17 protein-coding genes are annotated in these 16,156 nt (G+C 44.1%); 8 read left to right on the forward strand and 9 right to left on the reverse strand.

Features of this window, described 5'->3' with window-relative positions; all coding sequences use genetic code 11:
* Positions 1 to 8: 8 nt before the first annotated feature.
* Both FTU44_RS05815 and FTU44_RS05820 read right to left on the reverse strand, forming a co-directional pair.
* Positions 9 to 191 carry a hypothetical protein gene (locus FTU44_RS05815; protein ID WP_005095373.1) on the reverse strand — a complete coding sequence of 61 codons (183 nt, stop codon included), beginning with the start codon at positions 189 to 191 and terminating at the stop codon, positions 9 to 11.
* Positions 192 to 365: 174 nt separating this feature from the next.
* The gene (locus tag FTU44_RS05820) at positions 366 to 539 is read right to left on the reverse strand and encodes a DNA gyrase inhibitor YacG (RefSeq protein ID WP_005095374.1); all 174 of its coding nucleotides are present in this window, start codon (positions 537 to 539) and stop codon (positions 366 to 368) included.
* Between the two features lie 85 nt (positions 540 to 624).
* Here FTU44_RS05820 and FTU44_RS05825 point away from each other — a divergent pair, with 85 nt between their 5' ends.
* Positions 625 to 1,269 carry an SAM-dependent methyltransferase gene (locus FTU44_RS05825; RefSeq protein WP_171063366.1) on the forward strand — a complete coding sequence of 215 codons (645 nt, stop codon included), beginning with the start codon at positions 625 to 627 and terminating at the stop codon, positions 1,267 to 1,269.
* A gap of 4 nt (positions 1,270 to 1,273) precedes the next feature.
* Positions 1,274 to 2,473 (forward strand): TIGR03862 family flavoprotein, encoded by a 1,200-nt coding sequence (locus FTU44_RS05830; RefSeq protein ID WP_180049805.1) that lies wholly within the window; start codon positions 1,274 to 1,276, stop codon positions 2,471 to 2,473.
* Between the two features lie 157 nt (positions 2,474 to 2,630).
* On the opposite strand, the gene FTU44_RS05835 is transcribed toward FTU44_RS05830, so the two are convergent.
* Both FTU44_RS05835 and FTU44_RS05840 read right to left on the reverse strand, forming a co-directional pair.
* Positions 2,631 to 3,212, reverse strand: a complete 582-nt coding sequence (locus tag FTU44_RS05835; protein WP_005095379.1) for a hypothetical protein — start codon at positions 3,210 to 3,212, stop codon at positions 2,631 to 2,633.
* Positions 3,213 to 3,227: 15 nt separating this feature from the next.
* Positions 3,228 to 4,004 carry a class I SAM-dependent methyltransferase gene (locus tag FTU44_RS05840; protein ID WP_074383957.1) on the reverse strand — a complete coding sequence of 259 codons (777 nt, stop codon included), beginning with the start codon at positions 4,002 to 4,004 and terminating at the stop codon, positions 3,228 to 3,230.
* Between the two features lie 113 nt (positions 4,005 to 4,117).
* Between FTU44_RS05840 and FTU44_RS05845 the strand changes: the two genes are divergently transcribed.
* The 3 genes from FTU44_RS05845 (at position 4,118) to FTU44_RS05855 (ending at position 6,756) form a co-directional block, all read left to right on the forward strand.
* Positions 4,118 to 5,389: a hypothetical protein gene (locus FTU44_RS05845; RefSeq protein ID WP_180049807.1), complete on the forward strand. Its 1,272-nt coding sequence runs from the start codon at positions 4,118 to 4,120 to the stop codon at positions 5,387 to 5,389.
* Between the two features lie 126 nt (positions 5,390 to 5,515).
* On the forward strand, positions 5,516 to 5,713 hold the full coding sequence (locus FTU44_RS05850) for a hypothetical protein (RefSeq protein ID WP_005172920.1): 198 nt from the start codon (positions 5,516 to 5,518) through the stop codon (positions 5,711 to 5,713).
* Positions 5,714 to 5,802: 89 nt separating this feature from the next.
* Positions 5,803 to 6,756 (forward strand): 2-hydroxyacid dehydrogenase, encoded by a 954-nt coding sequence (locus FTU44_RS05855; RefSeq protein ID WP_180049808.1) that lies wholly within the window; start codon positions 5,803 to 5,805, stop codon positions 6,754 to 6,756.
* A 70-nt stretch (positions 6,757 to 6,826) separates the two neighbouring features.
* Here FTU44_RS05855 and FTU44_RS05860 read toward each other — a convergent pair whose 3' ends face one another.
* A complete protein-coding gene (locus tag FTU44_RS05860; protein WP_005095391.1) occupies positions 6,827 to 7,321 on the reverse strand; it encodes a hypothetical protein in 495 nt (164 codons plus the stop codon).
* Between the two features lie 226 nt (positions 7,322 to 7,547).
* A complete protein-coding gene (locus FTU44_RS05865) occupies positions 7,548 to 7,937 on the reverse strand; it encodes a hypothetical protein (protein WP_005095392.1) in 390 nt (129 codons plus the stop codon).
* Between the two features lie 11 nt (positions 7,938 to 7,948).
* Between FTU44_RS05865 and FTU44_RS05870 the strand changes: the two genes are divergently transcribed.
* Positions 7,949 to 8,998, forward strand: a complete 1,050-nt coding sequence (locus FTU44_RS05870; RefSeq protein WP_141667087.1) for a hypothetical protein — start codon at positions 7,949 to 7,951, stop codon at positions 8,996 to 8,998.
* A 25-nt stretch (positions 8,999 to 9,023) separates the two neighbouring features.
* Here the strand turns inward: FTU44_RS05870 and glyS are convergent, their stop codons facing one another.
* Both glyS and glyQ read right to left on the reverse strand, forming a co-directional pair.
* Positions 9,024 to 11,093, reverse strand: a complete 2,070-nt coding sequence (glyS, locus tag FTU44_RS05875) for a glycine--tRNA ligase subunit beta (RefSeq protein WP_180049810.1) — start codon at positions 11,091 to 11,093, stop codon at positions 9,024 to 9,026.
* On the reverse strand, positions 11,093 to 12,076 hold the full coding sequence (glyQ, locus tag FTU44_RS05880; RefSeq protein WP_005095400.1) for a glycine--tRNA ligase subunit alpha: 984 nt from the start codon (positions 12,074 to 12,076) through the stop codon (positions 11,093 to 11,095). The genes glyS and glyQ overlap by 1 nt, the downstream gene beginning before the upstream one ends.
* Before the next feature lie 313 nt (positions 12,077 to 12,389).
* Between glyQ and FTU44_RS05885 the strand changes: the two genes are divergently transcribed.
* Together FTU44_RS05885 and FTU44_RS05890 are read left to right on the forward strand one after the other, a co-directional pair.
* Complete coding sequence (locus FTU44_RS05885) at positions 12,390 to 13,232, forward strand: transglutaminase family protein (RefSeq protein WP_179999123.1); 843 nt, start codon at positions 12,390 to 12,392, stop codon at positions 13,230 to 13,232.
* A gap of 232 nt (positions 13,233 to 13,464) precedes the next feature.
* Positions 13,465 to 14,583, forward strand: coding sequence for an HPP family protein (locus FTU44_RS05890; RefSeq protein ID WP_180049812.1), 1,119 nt, complete (start codon positions 13,465 to 13,467; stop codon positions 14,581 to 14,583).
* Positions 14,584 to 14,705: 122 nt separating this feature from the next.
* Here FTU44_RS05890 and FTU44_RS05895 read toward each other — a convergent pair whose 3' ends face one another.
* The gene (locus FTU44_RS05895) at positions 14,706 to 16,118 is read right to left on the reverse strand and encodes a DASS family sodium-coupled anion symporter (protein WP_005172903.1); all 1,413 of its coding nucleotides are present in this window, start codon (positions 16,116 to 16,118) and stop codon (positions 14,706 to 14,708) included.
* Positions 16,119 to 16,156 lie beyond the last annotated feature (38 nt).

A 16,156-nucleotide genomic window follows, 5' to 3' on the forward strand; every position in this document is an offset into this window, starting at 1 on the left:
TTGGTCTTTTATTTTGAAAATGGATCACTGCTAAATTGACGGGTTTGCATGTGAATTAGCCAAGCCATAAAAGCAAAAAGCACACCCAGTACAATAAACAAGCTATCTTGTTGGAAAATACCGACTCCCAGAGAGAGAAGTGCCAGTAGACCCACCCCAACTAATATGACTTTTAAAATAATATAGCTCATATTATTGCTCTAAAAATAATGTGAAGATTTAAAGTAGAACAATAATGCTAAGGCACGATGAATGGTGTTAATTCGTGTTGGCTTTTCAGGGTGATTTTATAAACTTTATGTGATTTTTGGCTAATTTTCTACATAGTCTTCAGTTCGGAAATATTTTTTTACTGCACAGAACTTCTAATCCTCAGAAGTGTCCGCCTGCGGTGCATCTTGAGTGGGCAAGCTATATTCTTCATTGGCCCATGCGCCCAGGTCAATCATCTTGCAGCGTTCTGAACAGAAAGGACGGAAATCATTCTCTTCCCAGGTCGTCAGTTTGCCACAGCGCGGACAGTTTAAAGTAGTGGGCATGAGATCAACTCCAAAGAAAAATAAAGCTTCGATTAGGCAAATATAGCCGCACTTGGTAGACTTATGCGGTTTTTATTAGTTTGATCTGATTATGCCGATTCGTCAATTTCAAGCACAGCGTATGCATGCACCCCGTGATTTTCAAAGCATCAGTCCTGAAGCGGTCTGCATCGAAGTCGGGGCGGGTAAAGGCAAACATGCTTTGTTATTTACCAAAACCCACCCCGATACTCAACTGATTGCGATTGAACGTACCCGCGAAAAATTCCTGGCCATGCAAAAACAGCACGGGATTGAAGGTCAGGCCAATTTACAGACCGTTCATGCCGATGCTTTGCCGTGGATCGTGCATGCATTGTATCCAGAGCAGGTAGAACAATTCTTTATTTTGTATCCAAATCCGGAACCGCATAATCCGGCGCAGCGCTGGGTCAATATGCCATTTTTTGAGTTTTTACTTTCCCGTTTAAAGACGGGTGGAACCATTACACTGGCCAGTAATATTCCTGCCTATATCGAAGAAGCAGAACAGCAGGCAGAACAACTGTGGAAATTACCTTTTATTAAAGAAGTCATTGCCCAGGATTCAGCACGCACCCATTTTGAAATTAAATATCTGGAACGTGGGGAATTGTGTCAGCAACTTATTATTACTAAACCTGAAGCTTATGTGACACGGTTTGATGATTTCCAGCCTTTGCAAGGGCAGAATGCTAGCATCGCGGAATAATCAGATGAGCAAACGTATTGCCATTGTTGGCGCTGGCCCTGCCGGGTTAATGGCCGCAGAAGTCCTTAGTCAGTTTGATTATGAGCTGCACGTCTATGAGCAAAAACCGTCTGCTGCACGTAAATTTTTGATGGCAGGCAAAACCGGCCTGAATATCTCTCATGCGGAACCGGTTGAGCAATTTGTGCAGCGTTATGATCAGGTGGACTGGTTGTCGCCATGGGTCAAACAGTGGGATGCTGTCTGGATTCAAAACTGGATGCAGGAACTAGGCATTGAGCCTTATATTGGTTCATCCGGCCGGGTATTTCCTACAGAGATGAAAGCTGCTCCCTTGCTGCGTGCCTGGCTCAAGCGCTTGGCCAGTCATGGCATCCAGTTTCATTACCGGCATAAAGTCAGCCGACTGCATCAGCAACAGCTTGAGCTGCACGATCTAAAAAATAATGAACTTCGCACTGAAAAATTTGATGCAATTATTTTGGCCTGTGGCGCAATATCCTGGTCAGAACTGGGCAGTGACGGCGCATGGCAAGCCTGGTTAAAACCCGATGAGATTGAGGTTTTTCAGGCCAGTAATGCCGGGGTGGAATATCCATGGTCCAAGTTCATGCAGCCAGTCTTTGGTCAGCCTTTAAAACGTGTAGAAGCCTGGGTCGGGCAAGGTGAAAAAACCACGGGTGACATTGTGATCAGTCATTATGGGCTTGAAAGTGGTTTGATTTATAAGCAGGGAAGAGGTTTACGCGAACAGCTAAAACAAGGTCAGCAAATGCAACTGAGTCTGGATTTATTTCCTGACCAAAGTGTGGGGCAATTGGCGAAAAAATTACAGCCGACTAAGAAGCAGTCTTTAAGCAATGTTTGGCGTAAAGCCGGATTGGATGGTGCCAAAGCGGCTTTGGTGCGTGAACTGGTGGCCAAGACTTGGTGGCAAGATGCTGCTGAATTAGCCAAGCAGATAAAACATTTGACCATTCCACTTACAGGCTTTCGTCCGATTGAAGAAGCGATTAGCTGTGCAGGTGGGGTCAAGCGTGAAGTGCTGTCGGAACAGCTCCAACTTAAATCCAATCCGTATGTATTTCTTTGTGGGGAAATGCTGGACTGGGATGCACCGACTGGAGGTTATCTGCTGACAGCCTGTTTTGCTACAGGCCGGGCGGCAGGTCAAGGGGTGCATCAGTTCCTAAAGGCCAGCTAAGTCATTTTATGCTGAGGGAGAAAAAGCCCTTATTCTGAAATGCAGACCAAGCCTGGACAGTATCATGCTTATTCAAGGTTCCTGTATGCACCCATTGAGCTTAGATATGCGCTGTGTATTTTAGTCAAGCTGGGTGCAAGCAATGAGCTCCATGGAATTAACTGGCTGGGCGGGCAGGTGCTGTGTTGGCATTCAGATCCGGATATTGCGAACGCCAGCGTTCTAGTTGCTCTTGCGCATGCAGATATTTCCCTAAACCTTTGACACTTTCACTGGCCTCATTCACTGTTTTGGTTTGAGTCTCAGGACTATTTACCAATTTGTCCTGATGTTGCCAATATTGATACATCATGCCCTGAATATAACGGCCCTGTTCGGTTTTCAGTTCTAAATCCTTCAGCATATTCAGGGCTGACTGTACATGATCGCGCTGGCGTTGCTGAATAAACTCCGGACTCAAGCTATCTTCATCACGCATGCTGTTTAATTCTTTTTCCAGCTCCGCACTCATTTCCTGAAAACGTTGCTCATAATCGGTCAGTACTGCAATATCATGTGGATCCTCAGTGGTTTTGGGAAAGTCTTTCAGCGGCTCGGTTTTCAGTTCCTGCATCACCTGATCTGAAGCCGTGCTGTCTGCAGCCGGTTCGGTACTTTCCGATGTTTTCTGGTCACATGCCATGAGCAGCATGACTGCTGCAAACAGGGCAGTGCGTGTCATTCCTGATATTTTATGCATGATTGACTCCTGTTTTTAATTAGTTTTTTTAAATACGTATATATGAGTAATATAAGGAAAATCAATCATTTCCTCTATACCTTTGGCTGTATAGTCCCAGATAATCTGTTCAAACTGTTGTTTGAGCTGTGCTTGCCGGGATGCTGGCATGGCTGCAATAAAGCTGGTCGAGAGTAGCCGTTTTGATACCACCTGCTCCACACTGCCCTGTTGTTGCCGAGTCATGCTGATTTCTGCATACGGCTGAAACAGGGTTTGTTGTTCAAATACCTTGCGCCACGCTCCGCTATGATAACGCGGGGTATCACCTTCTAATGGGGCGATACACTCTGCCAGTGCCTGAACCCAGGCTACCCGGGTATCCCGCTGATTCCAGACCAGAACCAGATAAGCATCGGGTTTGAGGACTCGGTTGAGTTCCTGTAAGGTCTCTGCATTCGCAAACCAGTGAAATGACTGTGCACAAAATACCGCATTCAGGCTATGATCAGGCAAGGGGAGTTGATGGCTCAGGCCTTCAACAGCCTCAATGTCCGGATGGGCCAGTTTTAATTGTGCCAGCATTTCCGCAACCGGATCGACAGCGATGATGTTTTTACTGAGCGGGCGTAAATAAGGAATAAACTTGCCGGTTCCACTGCCCAAATCCAAAAGACGCGCATCGACAGGCAAAGTCAAAGTATCGGCCAGCCACTGACTGATCTCTGCCGGATAATCGGGACGCACTTGCTGATACAGCTCGGCAGATGCACTAAAACCCCGTTTTGCTGCCGGATGTAATGATTGTGTCATATTTTGCGCTTTTTAATCTTTTTGATCGATATAAAATAGCATATTCACTTTTTTGACAGCATTCATTGATTGAATTGTTGTGGAAGGGTTCGATTTACCAGCACGGGAAAGTTATGGACAAGCAGATTGTTTTTGAAGATGAGCATATACGCGCGATTTTTATGCCGGGGTCATCTTCAGAATTGATTTTTTCATTTGGCGATTTGATTACCCGTGCCAAGGGCCTCAACATCAATGCAGAAAAGTCGCTACAGAAATTCGAGTTCAATGTTCTGGGTATTATGCCCAAGCACAAGTCCTGGTTCCCGCAAGGTTCCATGTGGAACATGTTAAAGGCAGTGGCTGAACTGATTGCGCCGTTTCAGCAGCGGGTTGCCTATGGTGGCTCGATGGGTGGCTATGCCGCGATCAAGTATTCCCGCGCCTTAGGCGTGCAGCGCGTGGTGGCGATGGTGCCGCAATATTCGATCAATCCGGATGATGTACACGATGCCCGCTATAATATGTTCTATCAACCAGAGCTGAATGCAGGAATGCGGGTTGAAGCCGAAGATATCGATAGCACGTGCGAATATATTATTGTCTATGATCCGTATTGTGCCGAAGACCGTGCGCATTATCTGAAATTACAGGCCCTGATTCCGCAGCATCATGTGCTGCATTTGCCATTTACCGGACATGATGCCATTGCCGTTCTGGCCAGTTCCGAATTGCTGTATGACTTTTTGGTATATGATTACGAACCGAGTTATTTTTACCAGAAAATGCGTCGGGTCAAGAAAAACAGCAAGTTCTATTATCGCAAAGTCATTGAAAATGTCTTGCCACGCCATCGTATGGCCTTGGGGCGTATCCTGAAAAATAATGATCTGCAACTGGATAATCAGTTTTTTGATGCCAGCCAGAAACAGGTGATCTTAAGAGAATTATTGCAAAATAAACAGGTCGATCAGCATGACCTGCTCAAGCTCGGCATTCATGTCAATTTGCCGCAGGAAAATCGTCAGTTGCTTCTGGATCAATATGGACATGGTCTGGTATTTAATGTCATCAGTCATAAAATCGAAAGTTATGCAGAAGGCGCGATTGCCCTGAACCATAAATTCCTGATTCCGATTTATGCCAAAGGCAATGGCCTATTGAGCATCAGCTTGAATGATGAGCGTTATCTGGTGGTGATGAATGACCGGCATGTCATGAAACTGATCAAGGAGCAGGATGAACTCAGTCTGGGCATGCACCCGATTCTCATGAAACGTTATAGCGATTATTATATGTTCAGCTATAAGCACTTGAATTTAAGTACCAATGAGTATGGCGCTGCGGCCTTTATCGATGAAAGTGACAAAAATACGCAGTTTGTGACGCACAATGAGATAAACTAGCTTTATTTTTTAATAAAAAACAATTACTTGACATGTGATTGGCTAGGCATAATATAGAGATAGGCGGTACAAATAATATCCACCCGTACTGCTCCCGATAGTTGAAACGAACCAGGGGGTCTCTATATGATGCAATCTGCCCAGATGATACAAGTCTGTTTCATGGTCGGTTTAGCGCTGCCCAATCTGGCACATGCAGAAAGTGTACATCCAGCCGTGATTATGATGAGTGCATCGATTATTTTCATGATCATTCTGGCGGTGTATGTGATCTATAAAATCCGGCGTTCATTGCGCAATCATCTCGATAAACCGCTAGATTAAGATTGGCAGAGCGGAAACTGCTTGAAAAGCCTCAATGACTTGTTTTAAATGATAAAGATCAATGGTTCAACAGGATTGAGGGAACAGCCATGAAAGCCGTTTATTTAGACTATGCTTCTCTAGACCAACAGGATTTGGACTTTCAGGCACTGCATGCAGCCTTTGATCCGCTTGTGTTGTATCCAACGACTTCGGCTGCCGAGATTGCTTCCCGCGTGGCCGAGGTTGAGGTCATTATTAGCAATAAAGTACTGATTGATGCTGCGACCATTCAGCAATCTCCTGAACTGAAACTAATCCTGATTTCTGCGACCGGCAGCAATAATGTCGATCTGGCAGCAGCCAAAGCACACGGCATTGTGGTCTGTAACTGTCAGGCTTATGGTACTTCTGCGGTTGCACAACATACTTTAATGTTAATGCTCAATCTGGCCACTTCATTTCTGTCTTATCAACATGCGCTACAACAAGGCCAGTGGCAAAAATCTTCACAATTCTGTTTGCTGGATGCGCCAATTGTCGAGCTGGCCGGAAAAACACTGGGCATTGTCGGTTATGGTGAACTGGGCCATGCGGTGGCGAAACTGGCTGAAGCTTTTGGCATGAAAGTTCTGATTGCGGCGCTGCCAAACCGTCCAGCAGATGCATCCCGTGTAGCATTTGCCGAGTTGCTTGCTCAAGTTGATTTTCTCAGTCTGCATTGTCCACTCACTGAAGACACCCGGCATTTGATCAGTCATGCTGAACTCGAAGCCATGAAGCCAAGCGCATTTTTAATTAACTGTGCGCGTGGCGGAATTGTCGATGAAGCAGCCTTGGCGCAGGCGCTGCGTGAGGGTCAGATTGCCGGTGCAGCGACCGATGTTTTAACGGTGGAGCCACCGAAAGAAGGCAATGTCCTACTCGATGCAACAATCCCAAACCTGATTGTGACGCCGCATAATGCCTGGGGCAGTGTTGATGCACGGCAGCGCATTGTGAATCAGATGGTCGAAAATATTGAAGCTTTTAAAAATGGCCAGCCGATACGGCAGGTGAATTGATTTTTAACCCTTCTCTTGAAGTGAGTATTTTTTGCTGAAAGATAAATAAAAAGCCCATGACGGGCTTTTCTTATAAATCAGTCACTGCATAGCTGGTGGCAGTGCCGGAACCGGATTGAGGTTGCATCTGTGGTGTTGTGGTTTGCTGAGGCGCAGAGGATTCACTCAAAGGCTGTTGCACAATCGGTGCTGCTTGTTGAGGGTTGGCGCGCCACACTTCTTTGGTTTGCTGGATTTTCTGATTGGTTTGTTGGGCTGCTTGCGTAGCTCCCTGATCGACTTTTTGTGCGGTTTCTGAAGCCGCTGCCTTGGTATTTCCCCAAGCACGATCTACACCTGGTTTGACTTTGGCAATGCCTTTTTCAGTCACTTCACCGACTTTTTCTGCGGTATTGATGACGCCTTCCTGAGCTTTATAGGCAAAGACATGCAAAAGATTTGGATTGGTGCCATATGGCGCAATAGGTTTACTGGTTTGTGCTTCTGATTCGGTTGCAGCTTGTGTCAATACCGGAATGCAGATTAAAAATGCAGTGCCGAGAATAATAGCTTTTTTCATCATCATAATGTGATCGACCTCGAAGTAGTCAAATAGCGATCTTTTGTTTGATTTTGAGTGTAGCGGATAATTTCACGAAAACAATGAAGATCTGATGGATTCGCGAGCACTTCCAAGAAGTACAATTTAGCTTTTTTGTAATGAAAGACGGCGCGGTGAGATATGAAACCGGTTTTTATTTATTTTAGATAAAGAATTGCCCCATTTTCTGAATAAAAACAGGGCAGGATGCTTAGTCACATTGAGTTAATGCATCTTTGGCAAAGTGATGGCGGAGTGAAATAAAGTTTTTTTGTACATTTTTGGCATGTAGATCAAACTTTTGTGCAGTGCTGGTGCCGTCGCGCTGGAAAGTTGCTGAACCTGCATCCATCAGGGTAAGGCCTTTAAATGACCATTGTTCAACGACACGGTTATTGCCAAGATCGCCGGTAAATTCAATCACGCATTTGTCGAGGAACTTGGTCAGTTTTGCCTTGTTGTTGGTGGTTTCTGGAGATACTTCGAGGTTTTGTACTTCCTGTAAGACGCCAACTTCAAGCTGCGGGATTTTTGGTGCAGATGTACAAGCTGTAACTGCGATACTCGCAAGACCCGTCAAAATAAGAGCTTTAAATTTCATATGATTCTTTCTTGTTGAGTGTTGTTAGGTTGAGTATAGGCAATTCAGATGAAATTGCCTATGATTTGAAAACTAATTTTAAAGAATACTCTACCCGTATAGATATAAGTATGGATCATCTACTAGACTCTTTAGATCAAATAGAAAATTTAGAAAATCAGCTGCGTAATTATATTAATTGTGGAGTTCTTCATTACCAATTATTAAATGATAAGCACAGATGGTGGATGCTATGCAGTGCTTTAGATGTGTTAGGAGACACATCCTTAGCCTTTAAGGATTATCTGCAAACGGAGTTTCCTAAAGAAACAGGGCTTAAATACATTCATTGCTATGGAATTTTACAATGTTTCATTCTTCAACAAGATAGCTTGAAGCATCTATATGAAGTATTCAAAGTTCAATGGGAAGCAAATAGTGAGTTGAAAAAGATCCGTAAGGTTCGGAATGCTTCGATTGGGCACACAATCCTAAATAATGAAGGAGGAAGAAGCGAAAAAGATAAGGATGAATTTAATAATTTTATTTCTCGTATCACAATTAATAAATCTGGTTTTGACTTGTTGAGATATTCTAAAAAGAAAGAAGATACAGTTTATGAAGAAATTTCTATTTATGAGTTACTCAAGAAGCAATTAGATGAAGCAATTGTTCTCTTGAGAAGACTGAATAAAGAAATAATTATTATGGAAAATGAAGTTAAAAAGAAATTTGAAAATGAAAAATTAGTTGGCTTGTTGCCAATTTCTTATTGGTTTGAAAAAATTCATAGTATTTATGATGAGCAGAATAAACTATTTGCTTATACAGCTTTAGATAATATCCAGAGAGAATATTTAGCGTTAAAACAATCTTTAGAAAATCGATTATTACATGGTGAATATTGGTTTAATGAAATTGAAGATTATCTAGTTGCAATCGAGTTAATGAGAAAAGCAATGCGGAGCAATGATGAACGAGCTGGACGAATATATAATTTTTATCTTAATGAAAAAAATGACTATTTCAAAAGCTTAATGGCTGAAATTGATGAAAAGTATGAAATAAAAAACCCGCTTTAAAGCGGGTTTTTTATTAAATCGGAACTTAGTGCTGTAACACTGAAATATCAGCGACTTTCGTAAACAAATCACGCAGCTGAGCAAGCATACGTAAACGGTTTGCTTTAAGGTCTGCATCATCAGCCATCACCATTACACCGTCAAAGAACGCATCGACTGGCGCACGAAGTGCAGCTAAAGCTGAAAGTGCAGCAGTGTAGTCTTTGGCAGCAAATAACGGCTCAACCACAGGTGTGATTTTCGCAAGTTCAGCGAACAATGCTTTCTCAGCATCTTCAACCAGGCTTGCTTCAACAATTTCACCTTCAGGTGCAGCTTCTTTTGCAAGAATATTGGCAACACGCTTGTTGGCAGCAGCAAGGGCAGCAGCTTCAGGCAAGGCACGGAAGTGATTGACCGCATTGACACGCTTGTCAAAATCAAGCGGTGATTTAGGCGATAACGCTTGAACTGCTTGAATCACATCAACTGCAACGCCTTGATCTTCGTATTTGGCACGGTAACGACCTTCAAGGAATGCAACAGCATCAGCTAAAGTCTTGTCGTGATCTTTCAATACATCGCCGTATGCAGCAAGTGCAAGTTTGATTAAATCTTCAATTGAAACATCAAGCTCGTTTTCAGTGACAAGACGCAAAATACCAATCGCAGAACGACGCAGTGCAAACGGGTCTTTAGAACCTGTAGGCGCTTGACCAATACCGAAAATACCCGTCAATGTGTCTAAACGGTCGGCAAGGGCAATGGTTGTACCTGTTTTGGTTTTCGGTAAAACGTCACCCGCGAATTTAGGTAAATACTGCTCACCTAAAGACTCAGCCACTTCAGCATTTTCACCTTCAAGACGCGCATAGTAAGTACCCGCGATCCCTTGAAGTTCAGGGAATTCACCCACAAGCTCAGAGGTTAAATCGCATTTTGCAAGAAGTGCCGCTTTTTCAGCATCTTCCGCTTTTGCACCTGTAATAGGCGCAAGCGCAACAGCCAATTTTGCAATACGTTCAGACTTGTTCCAAAGCGTACCAAGCTCTGCTTGGAACACCATGTTCGCAAGTTTTTCTTTACGAGACGCAAGCGGTTGCTTTTGATCTTGCAAGAAGAAGAATTCAGCATCAGACAAACGTGGGCGAACCACTTTTTCGTTACCTTCAATAATTTGTGTCGGGTCTTTCGACTCAATGTTTGACACAGTAATGAAGTACGGTTGAAGTTTATTGTCGCTATTCACCAAACAGAAGTATTTTTGGTTGTCCTGCATCGTCGTAATTAATGCTTCTTGAGGAACAGCAAGGAAGCGTTCTTCAAAGCTTGCACGTAGCGCAACAGGCCATTCAACCAATGCAGTCACTTCGTCACGAAGATCACTTGGTACAATTGCGATGGCATTCACTTCATCCGCCAATGCTTTCACTTGTTGGTCGATGATCGCTTGACGCTCTTCAAAAGAAGCCACAACATGCGCTGCTTTTAACTTCGCAAGGTATTCGTCAGCATGCGCTAAAGTGATCGCTTCAGGCGCGTGGAAACGGTGACCATACGTCACGTTACCCGCTTTATGATCTTGAATGGTTGCATCAATCACATCGTTATCTTTTAACAACACCACCCATTTTACGGGACGTACGAATTCAGTACGGCTTGCCGCAGAACGCATACGTTTTGCAATTGGAAGATTGTCCAAAGCATTTTGTAAAATTTGTGGTAGTAAAACGTCAAGGCTTTGACCTTTCACGTCTTTCAAGAAGCATACTTTTTCAACTTTACCCGCTTGGAAAGTCGATACTTGATCAACCGTGATGCCTTGACCACGCATAAAGCCTTCAAGCGCTTTGGTTGGGTTGCCTTCCGCATCAAAGGCTGCTTGCTTTGCAGGGCCGTCGAAACGTTTTTGCGTGTCAGCTTGCGCGCCATCAACATTGGTAATTTTTAATGCTAAACGACGTGGTGCTGCATAGGCTTCGATAGAATCAAAAGCAAGACCAGCATCTTTTAAGCCTTTTACGGTTTCTGCTTGCAATGCATCACGTAATTTTTTAAGGCTTTTCGGTGGAAGTTCTTCACAGCCTAATTCGAACAAAACGGTATGTTTAGACATTATTTGCTCTCCTTAGATTCAACTTTTGCTTCCGCTTCAACTTGTGCTTTTAACTGCGCTAAAACTTCATCACGAAGCTCAGGTTCAGCCATCGGGAAGCCCAATTTCGCACGCGCTGCTACATAGCTATTTGCAATGGCACGTGCCAAAGTACGCACACGTAAAATATAACGCTGACGTTCAGTCACCGAAATCGCGCCACGCGCATCTAATAAGTTAAAGCAGTGTGATGCTTTAATCACTTGCTCATAAGCAGGCAATGGCAGTTCAGCTTCGATTAAACGTGTTGCTTCAGCTTCGTAGAAATCGAACAACTCAAACATTTTTTCAACGTTTGCATATTCAAAGTTATAAGTTGACTGCTCAACTTCATTTTGATGGAACACATCGCCATAGGTCACAGTACCGAACTGACCTTTGGTCCAAACTAAATCGTAAACCGAGTCTACACCTTGCAAGTACATGGCAAGACGCTCAAGACCGTAGGTAATTTCGCCTGTTACCGGGTAGCATTCAACACCACCCACTTGCTGGAAATACGTGAACTGCGTCACTTCCATGCCGTTGAGCCAAACTTCCCAGCCTAGACCCCAAGCGCCGAGGGTTGGCGATTCCCAGTTGTCTTCGACAAAACGAATGTCGTGTACCAGTGGATCGATTCCAATCGCTTTAAGCGAGTCAAGGTAGAGCTGTTGGATGTTGTCCGGGTTTGGCTTCAGTACCACCTGGAATTGGTAATAATGTTGCAGACGGTTGGGGTTTTCGCCATAACGGCCATCTTTCGGACGACGTGACGGCTGAACGTAGGCTGCGTTCCAGGTTTCAGGCCCTAAAGCACGAAGGAAAGTCGCTGTATGGAATGTTCCTGCGCCCATTTCCATGTCGTAAGGCTGCAAAATTACACAGCCTTGCTCCGCCCAGTAAGTTTGTAAGGCAAGAATTAAGCCTTGGAAGGTATCAATATGCGATATGGCGCGACTCATGGTCATCCACTTAAAATTAGAGAAAAATTGTGCTCAATTATAAGGACTTTGCAGGGGAGTGGCAAAGGGTTAATGTGTGGAACCTTTTTTGAAAAAATCCAGAATACCTTTAAACAAGAAGAGTCATCTATGCATCTGTCGTGATTTCAGCTTTACTGGCCAATTGAGGCTAACTTAAAAATCAAGAATAAATCAGATATATGGCATCCGATTAACCGGAGCGTTATAAAGCTCAACTGATCTTATACGATTAGCATCCTAAAATTAGTTTAATATTCACACAATATAATAATGCTTAAAAATAAGGAAATTCATGACCACTTATCAAATTCAATGTCATTTAAAATATAAGGTTGTCCAGACCACAGAATTTGTTTTTCTGATTCAGGCGGCACATCATTCCGATCAAACTATTCTTGAACAACAACTGACATTTAATATGCCTGTCGTATGGCGTGAATTCCAGGATTTAAATCATCAAAATCGTTATATACGTCTGCATGTCCAACCTTGTGATGTCTTTGAAGTGCATTATAACGCGACAGTTGAACGTCATCCGGTGATCAATGCAGATGCGCAGCATAATCTGAATGAAGTGCTGATTCCGGATTTGCCTGATGCGGTGCTGCCTTATTTGCTGGCCAGCCGTTACTGTAATTCGGATTTATTTGCAGAAATGGCCAATCGGTCCTTTGGCTGGATGACGCCGGGTTATGCGCGGGTCAAAGCGATTGAACAATGGATTTATAACAATATATTTTATGTTTCTGGCAGCACGGATCAGTTTAGTACTGCAACAGATGTGCTCATCCATCGGGCGGGCGTCTGTCGTGACTTTGCTCATTTAGGTATTGCGCTGTGTCGTGCTTTAGGCATTCCAGCACGCATGGTGGTCGGTTATGTCGAAATCGAAAAGTTTTTACCCGATTTTCACGCCATTTTTGAAGCTTATTTAGAGGGTGGGTGGGTACTGTTTGATCCGACCCGTTTGGCGCCTGTAGAAAATTTAATTCGGATTGGCACTGGCGTCGATGCCGGAGATGTGGCATTTTCGACCTTCTATGGTGAGGTCGAGCTGATTAAAATCGAGCCGATTATTCGCTCTGAATCAGATGAAAATCCGCTATCAAAGCCTACTGAAATTACTGCAAAATAACATGATTTTAAACAGTTTTATCAGCTTCATTGTAAGTCATGATGTTGTTGGAATATGCAGAAGCATAAAGCCTTAGCTATTCAAAACCATTTTGATAATAAGCAATCATGCCGACATTTTTTTTCTAAAAAGTAGGCATACCTGCAACATTAAAAGATATAAAACAAATATACCTTTAAGGCTGCTTGGTTCTATAATGCGGAAAATCGATAAAAAGTAAATCAGGTAGACTGTGTTTCACTCAAATCTAGACTGGCTCAATACCTTAAAACCAAACTTCAAAGTCCTTCCGCTCAAAGACCGTCTGTTATGCGGCATCGGTGCCCTGATCGGCTTGGCCGTATCTTCATTGCTGAGTTTGTGGATTCTGGGTGATTTTAAGGCCTGGTATATTGCACCGATGGGGGCGTCTTCGGTGTTGCTGTTTGCAGTGCCGGCCAGTCCTCTGGCACAGCCCTGGAATATTATGGTGGGGAATACCATTGCGGCTGTGGTCGGCGTAACCTGTGCATTATTCATGGCCAATCCGACTGAAGCTTTTAGTGTCGCCGTCGCTCTGTCGATTATGCTGATGATGACCACAGATTCCTTGCATCCCCCGAGTGGTGCGGTCGCGATTACTGCGGTCTTGGGCGGAAATGCGGTACATGATCTGGGCTATGCCTTTGTGTTTTATCCGGTGCTCTTAAATTCACTGCTGCTGATGATCATCGCCATTGTATTTAACCGCATGATTGGCAAGAGCTATCCGCAGCAGGCGCAACTGAATACCCGTTCTAAAGATCCAACCCCGACCCAGAAAGTTACCATTCAGCCGCAGGATATTCAGGACGTGCTAGACCAGCAAACAGAATTGCTGGATATCAGTGAATATGACCTGCAAAAGATTATTCTGGAAGCACAGGATATTGCCAATGCGCGCGCGGTGCATGAATTTACTTGTCAGGATATTATGACCAAAGATGTGGTCACGCTGCATGAAAATGACAATATTCATCATGCGCTGGACAAGTTTAAACAGATGAACCTGATGAGCCTGCCCGTGGTCAATGCAGAAGAAAAACTGGTCGGTACTTTGGCCATGTATGACGTGGTGGAATGGTTTAAGCGTGCTTCAGATATTCGCAGCAGTTGGGAAGATCAGGTCAGGCATATTATGAGCTTAAAAGTCGTCACGGTGCAGCCGACCCAGCCGATTCAGGATCTGGTGCCTTATTTTGTTGAACGTTCTTTTAATTATATTCCGGTGGTCAGTCAACAACGGCTGGTGGGAATTATCAGTCGTGCCGATATCATTGCTGCACTGAATCAGGAACTCAATCAACTTAAGATCAAAAGCAGAACTGAATAAGATGATTTTAGAGAAATTATCTGAGTTTAATGCATCTGCTTTGAGCAAGGATTTTGCTTAAAAAGCAGCGATACTTGCCAATAAAAAAGCACGCCAAAACGTGCTTTTTTATTGGACTTGGTTTAGAGGAAGAACCAGTAAATAAACAGTGAAATAATAAAGATACACATAATATTCAGTACAAAACCGACTTTCATCATTTCGCTTTGCTGGATATGACCGGTTCCAAAAACAATCGCATTGGGCGGGGTAGCTACCGGCAGCATAAAGGCACATGAGGCACCAATACCAATGACAATCACCAGAATTTCTTTGGGCATGCCCATCTGATCCGCAATTGCGGCAAATACTGGTACCAGCAGGGCAGCCGAAGCGGTATTACTGGTAAATTCAGTCAGGAAGATAATAAAAGTGGCGACTACAAAAATAATCATCAGCGGGGAGGCATCACCAAAGGCATTGGCCAGAGTTTGCCCCAGTACCAGCGAACTGCCTGAATCCTTCAGAATGGCACTCAAGGTCAGACCACCACCAAATAGGTACAAGACCCCCCAGTCGGTATTTTCTGCAATCTGTTTCCAGCTTGCGGTACCTAGAATTACCACCATACAGGCAGCCGAAATTGCAATCCAGGTATCCGGCTGAGAAATACCAAAAATTTCGGTGAATTTTTTACTGAAAATCCAGGCAATTGCAGTACAGAGAAAGAGGATCATGGTGGCTATACGGGTGCCGGTCCAGGGAATATCTTCGGTCACAAATTGTACTTTGTGATTTAGTTTTGGACGTAGTACCAGATATAAACTGACTAGCATGGCGGGGAGAATAATGAACATCATCGGCAAGCCGATTTTCATCCAGTCGGCAAAATCATAGCCGAGTGCCTTGGCGGCAATGGCATTCGGAGGGGAACCGACCATGGTGCCCAGCCCGCCAATACTGGCCGAATAGGCAATGCCGAGCAGGATAAAGACAAAAGTTTTACGATCCTTGCTGACATCCAGATGTGAAAGCAAGCCTAAGGCCAAAGGCAGCATCATGGCAGCAGTGGCCGTATTGGAAATCCACATGGACAGCAGCGCCGTCACCACAAAAATCGCCAGTACAGAAATACCCAAATGCCCACCAGACATGGAGATAATCCACATGGCAATTTTCCGGTCCAGCTTCTGGATATGCAATGCCGTTGCCAGCGCAAAACCACCAAAAAACAGGAAAATGACAGGATCGGCAAAAGTGGCCAAAGCGGCTTGTGTGGTGATGGGAACCAGTCCCCCGTCAGAGGCCATTGGCATGGCGAGTAACACCGCCATCACTGGAACTAAAAGTGCGGTAATGGTGATATGAATCGCTTCAGTCAGCCAGAGAATACCGATAAAAGCCAGCAGAGCCAGACCCTTATTGGCATTCTGGTCATAGGGCAGATAAAGATAGAGGCTATAGGCCACAATAGCTGCAACAACAATAAGGATCCAGCCTTTGAGCAGCCCTTTAGGCATCGCATTGGTTGGGGTGGCTAGATTGGTCTGAGTCATATGCTCTCCTTGCAAGGTTTTTATTTACGTCATTTTTT

The organism is Acinetobacter sp. YH12105, assembly GCF_013419095.1.
Taxonomy (GTDB): Bacteria; Pseudomonadota; Gammaproteobacteria; order Pseudomonadales; family Moraxellaceae; genus Acinetobacter; species Acinetobacter pseudolwoffii.

Coding starts and splice junctions, on each gene's coding strand:
- FTU44_RS05855 (WP_180049808.1), top strand. CDS start 5,803: ATGAAAGCCGTTTATTTAGACTATGCTTCTCTAGACCAACAGGATTTG.
- FTU44_RS05820 (WP_005095374.1), bottom strand. CDS start 539: ATGCCCACTACTTTAAACTGTCCGCGCTGTGGCAAACTGACGACCTGG.
- FTU44_RS05885 (WP_179999123.1), top strand. CDS start 12,390: ATGACCACTTATCAAATTCAATGTCATTTAAAATATAAGGTTGTCCAG.
- FTU44_RS05850 (WP_005172920.1), top strand. CDS start 5,516: ATGATGCAATCTGCCCAGATGATACAAGTCTGTTTCATGGTCGGTTTA.
- FTU44_RS05845 (WP_180049807.1), top strand. CDS start 4,118: ATGGACAAGCAGATTGTTTTTGAAGATGAGCATATACGCGCGATTTTT.
- FTU44_RS05815 (WP_005095373.1), bottom strand. CDS start 191: ATGAGCTATATTATTTTAAAAGTCATATTAGTTGGGGTGGGTCTACTG.
- glyQ (WP_005095400.1), bottom strand. CDS start 12,076: ATGAGTCGCGCCATATCGCATATTGATACCTTCCAAGGCTTAATTCTT.
- FTU44_RS05865 (WP_005095392.1), bottom strand. CDS start 7,937: ATGAAATTTAAAGCTCTTATTTTGACGGGTCTTGCGAGTATCGCAGTT.
- FTU44_RS05860 (WP_005095391.1), bottom strand. CDS start 7,321: ATGATGATGAAAAAAGCTATTATTCTCGGCACTGCATTTTTAATCTGC.
- FTU44_RS05830 (WP_180049805.1), top strand. CDS start 1,274: ATGAGCAAACGTATTGCCATTGTTGGCGCTGGCCCTGCCGGGTTAATG.
- glyS (WP_180049810.1), bottom strand. CDS start 11,093: ATGTCTAAACATACCGTTTTGTTCGAATTAGGCTGTGAAGAACTTCCA.
- FTU44_RS05840 (WP_074383957.1), bottom strand. CDS start 4,004: ATGACACAATCATTACATCCGGCAGCAAAACGGGGTTTTAGTGCATCT.
- FTU44_RS05835 (WP_005095379.1), bottom strand. CDS start 3,212: ATGCATAAAATATCAGGAATGACACGCACTGCCCTGTTTGCAGCAGTC.
- FTU44_RS05895 (WP_005172903.1), bottom strand. CDS start 16,118: ATGACTCAGACCAATCTAGCCACCCCAACCAATGCGATGCCTAAAGGG.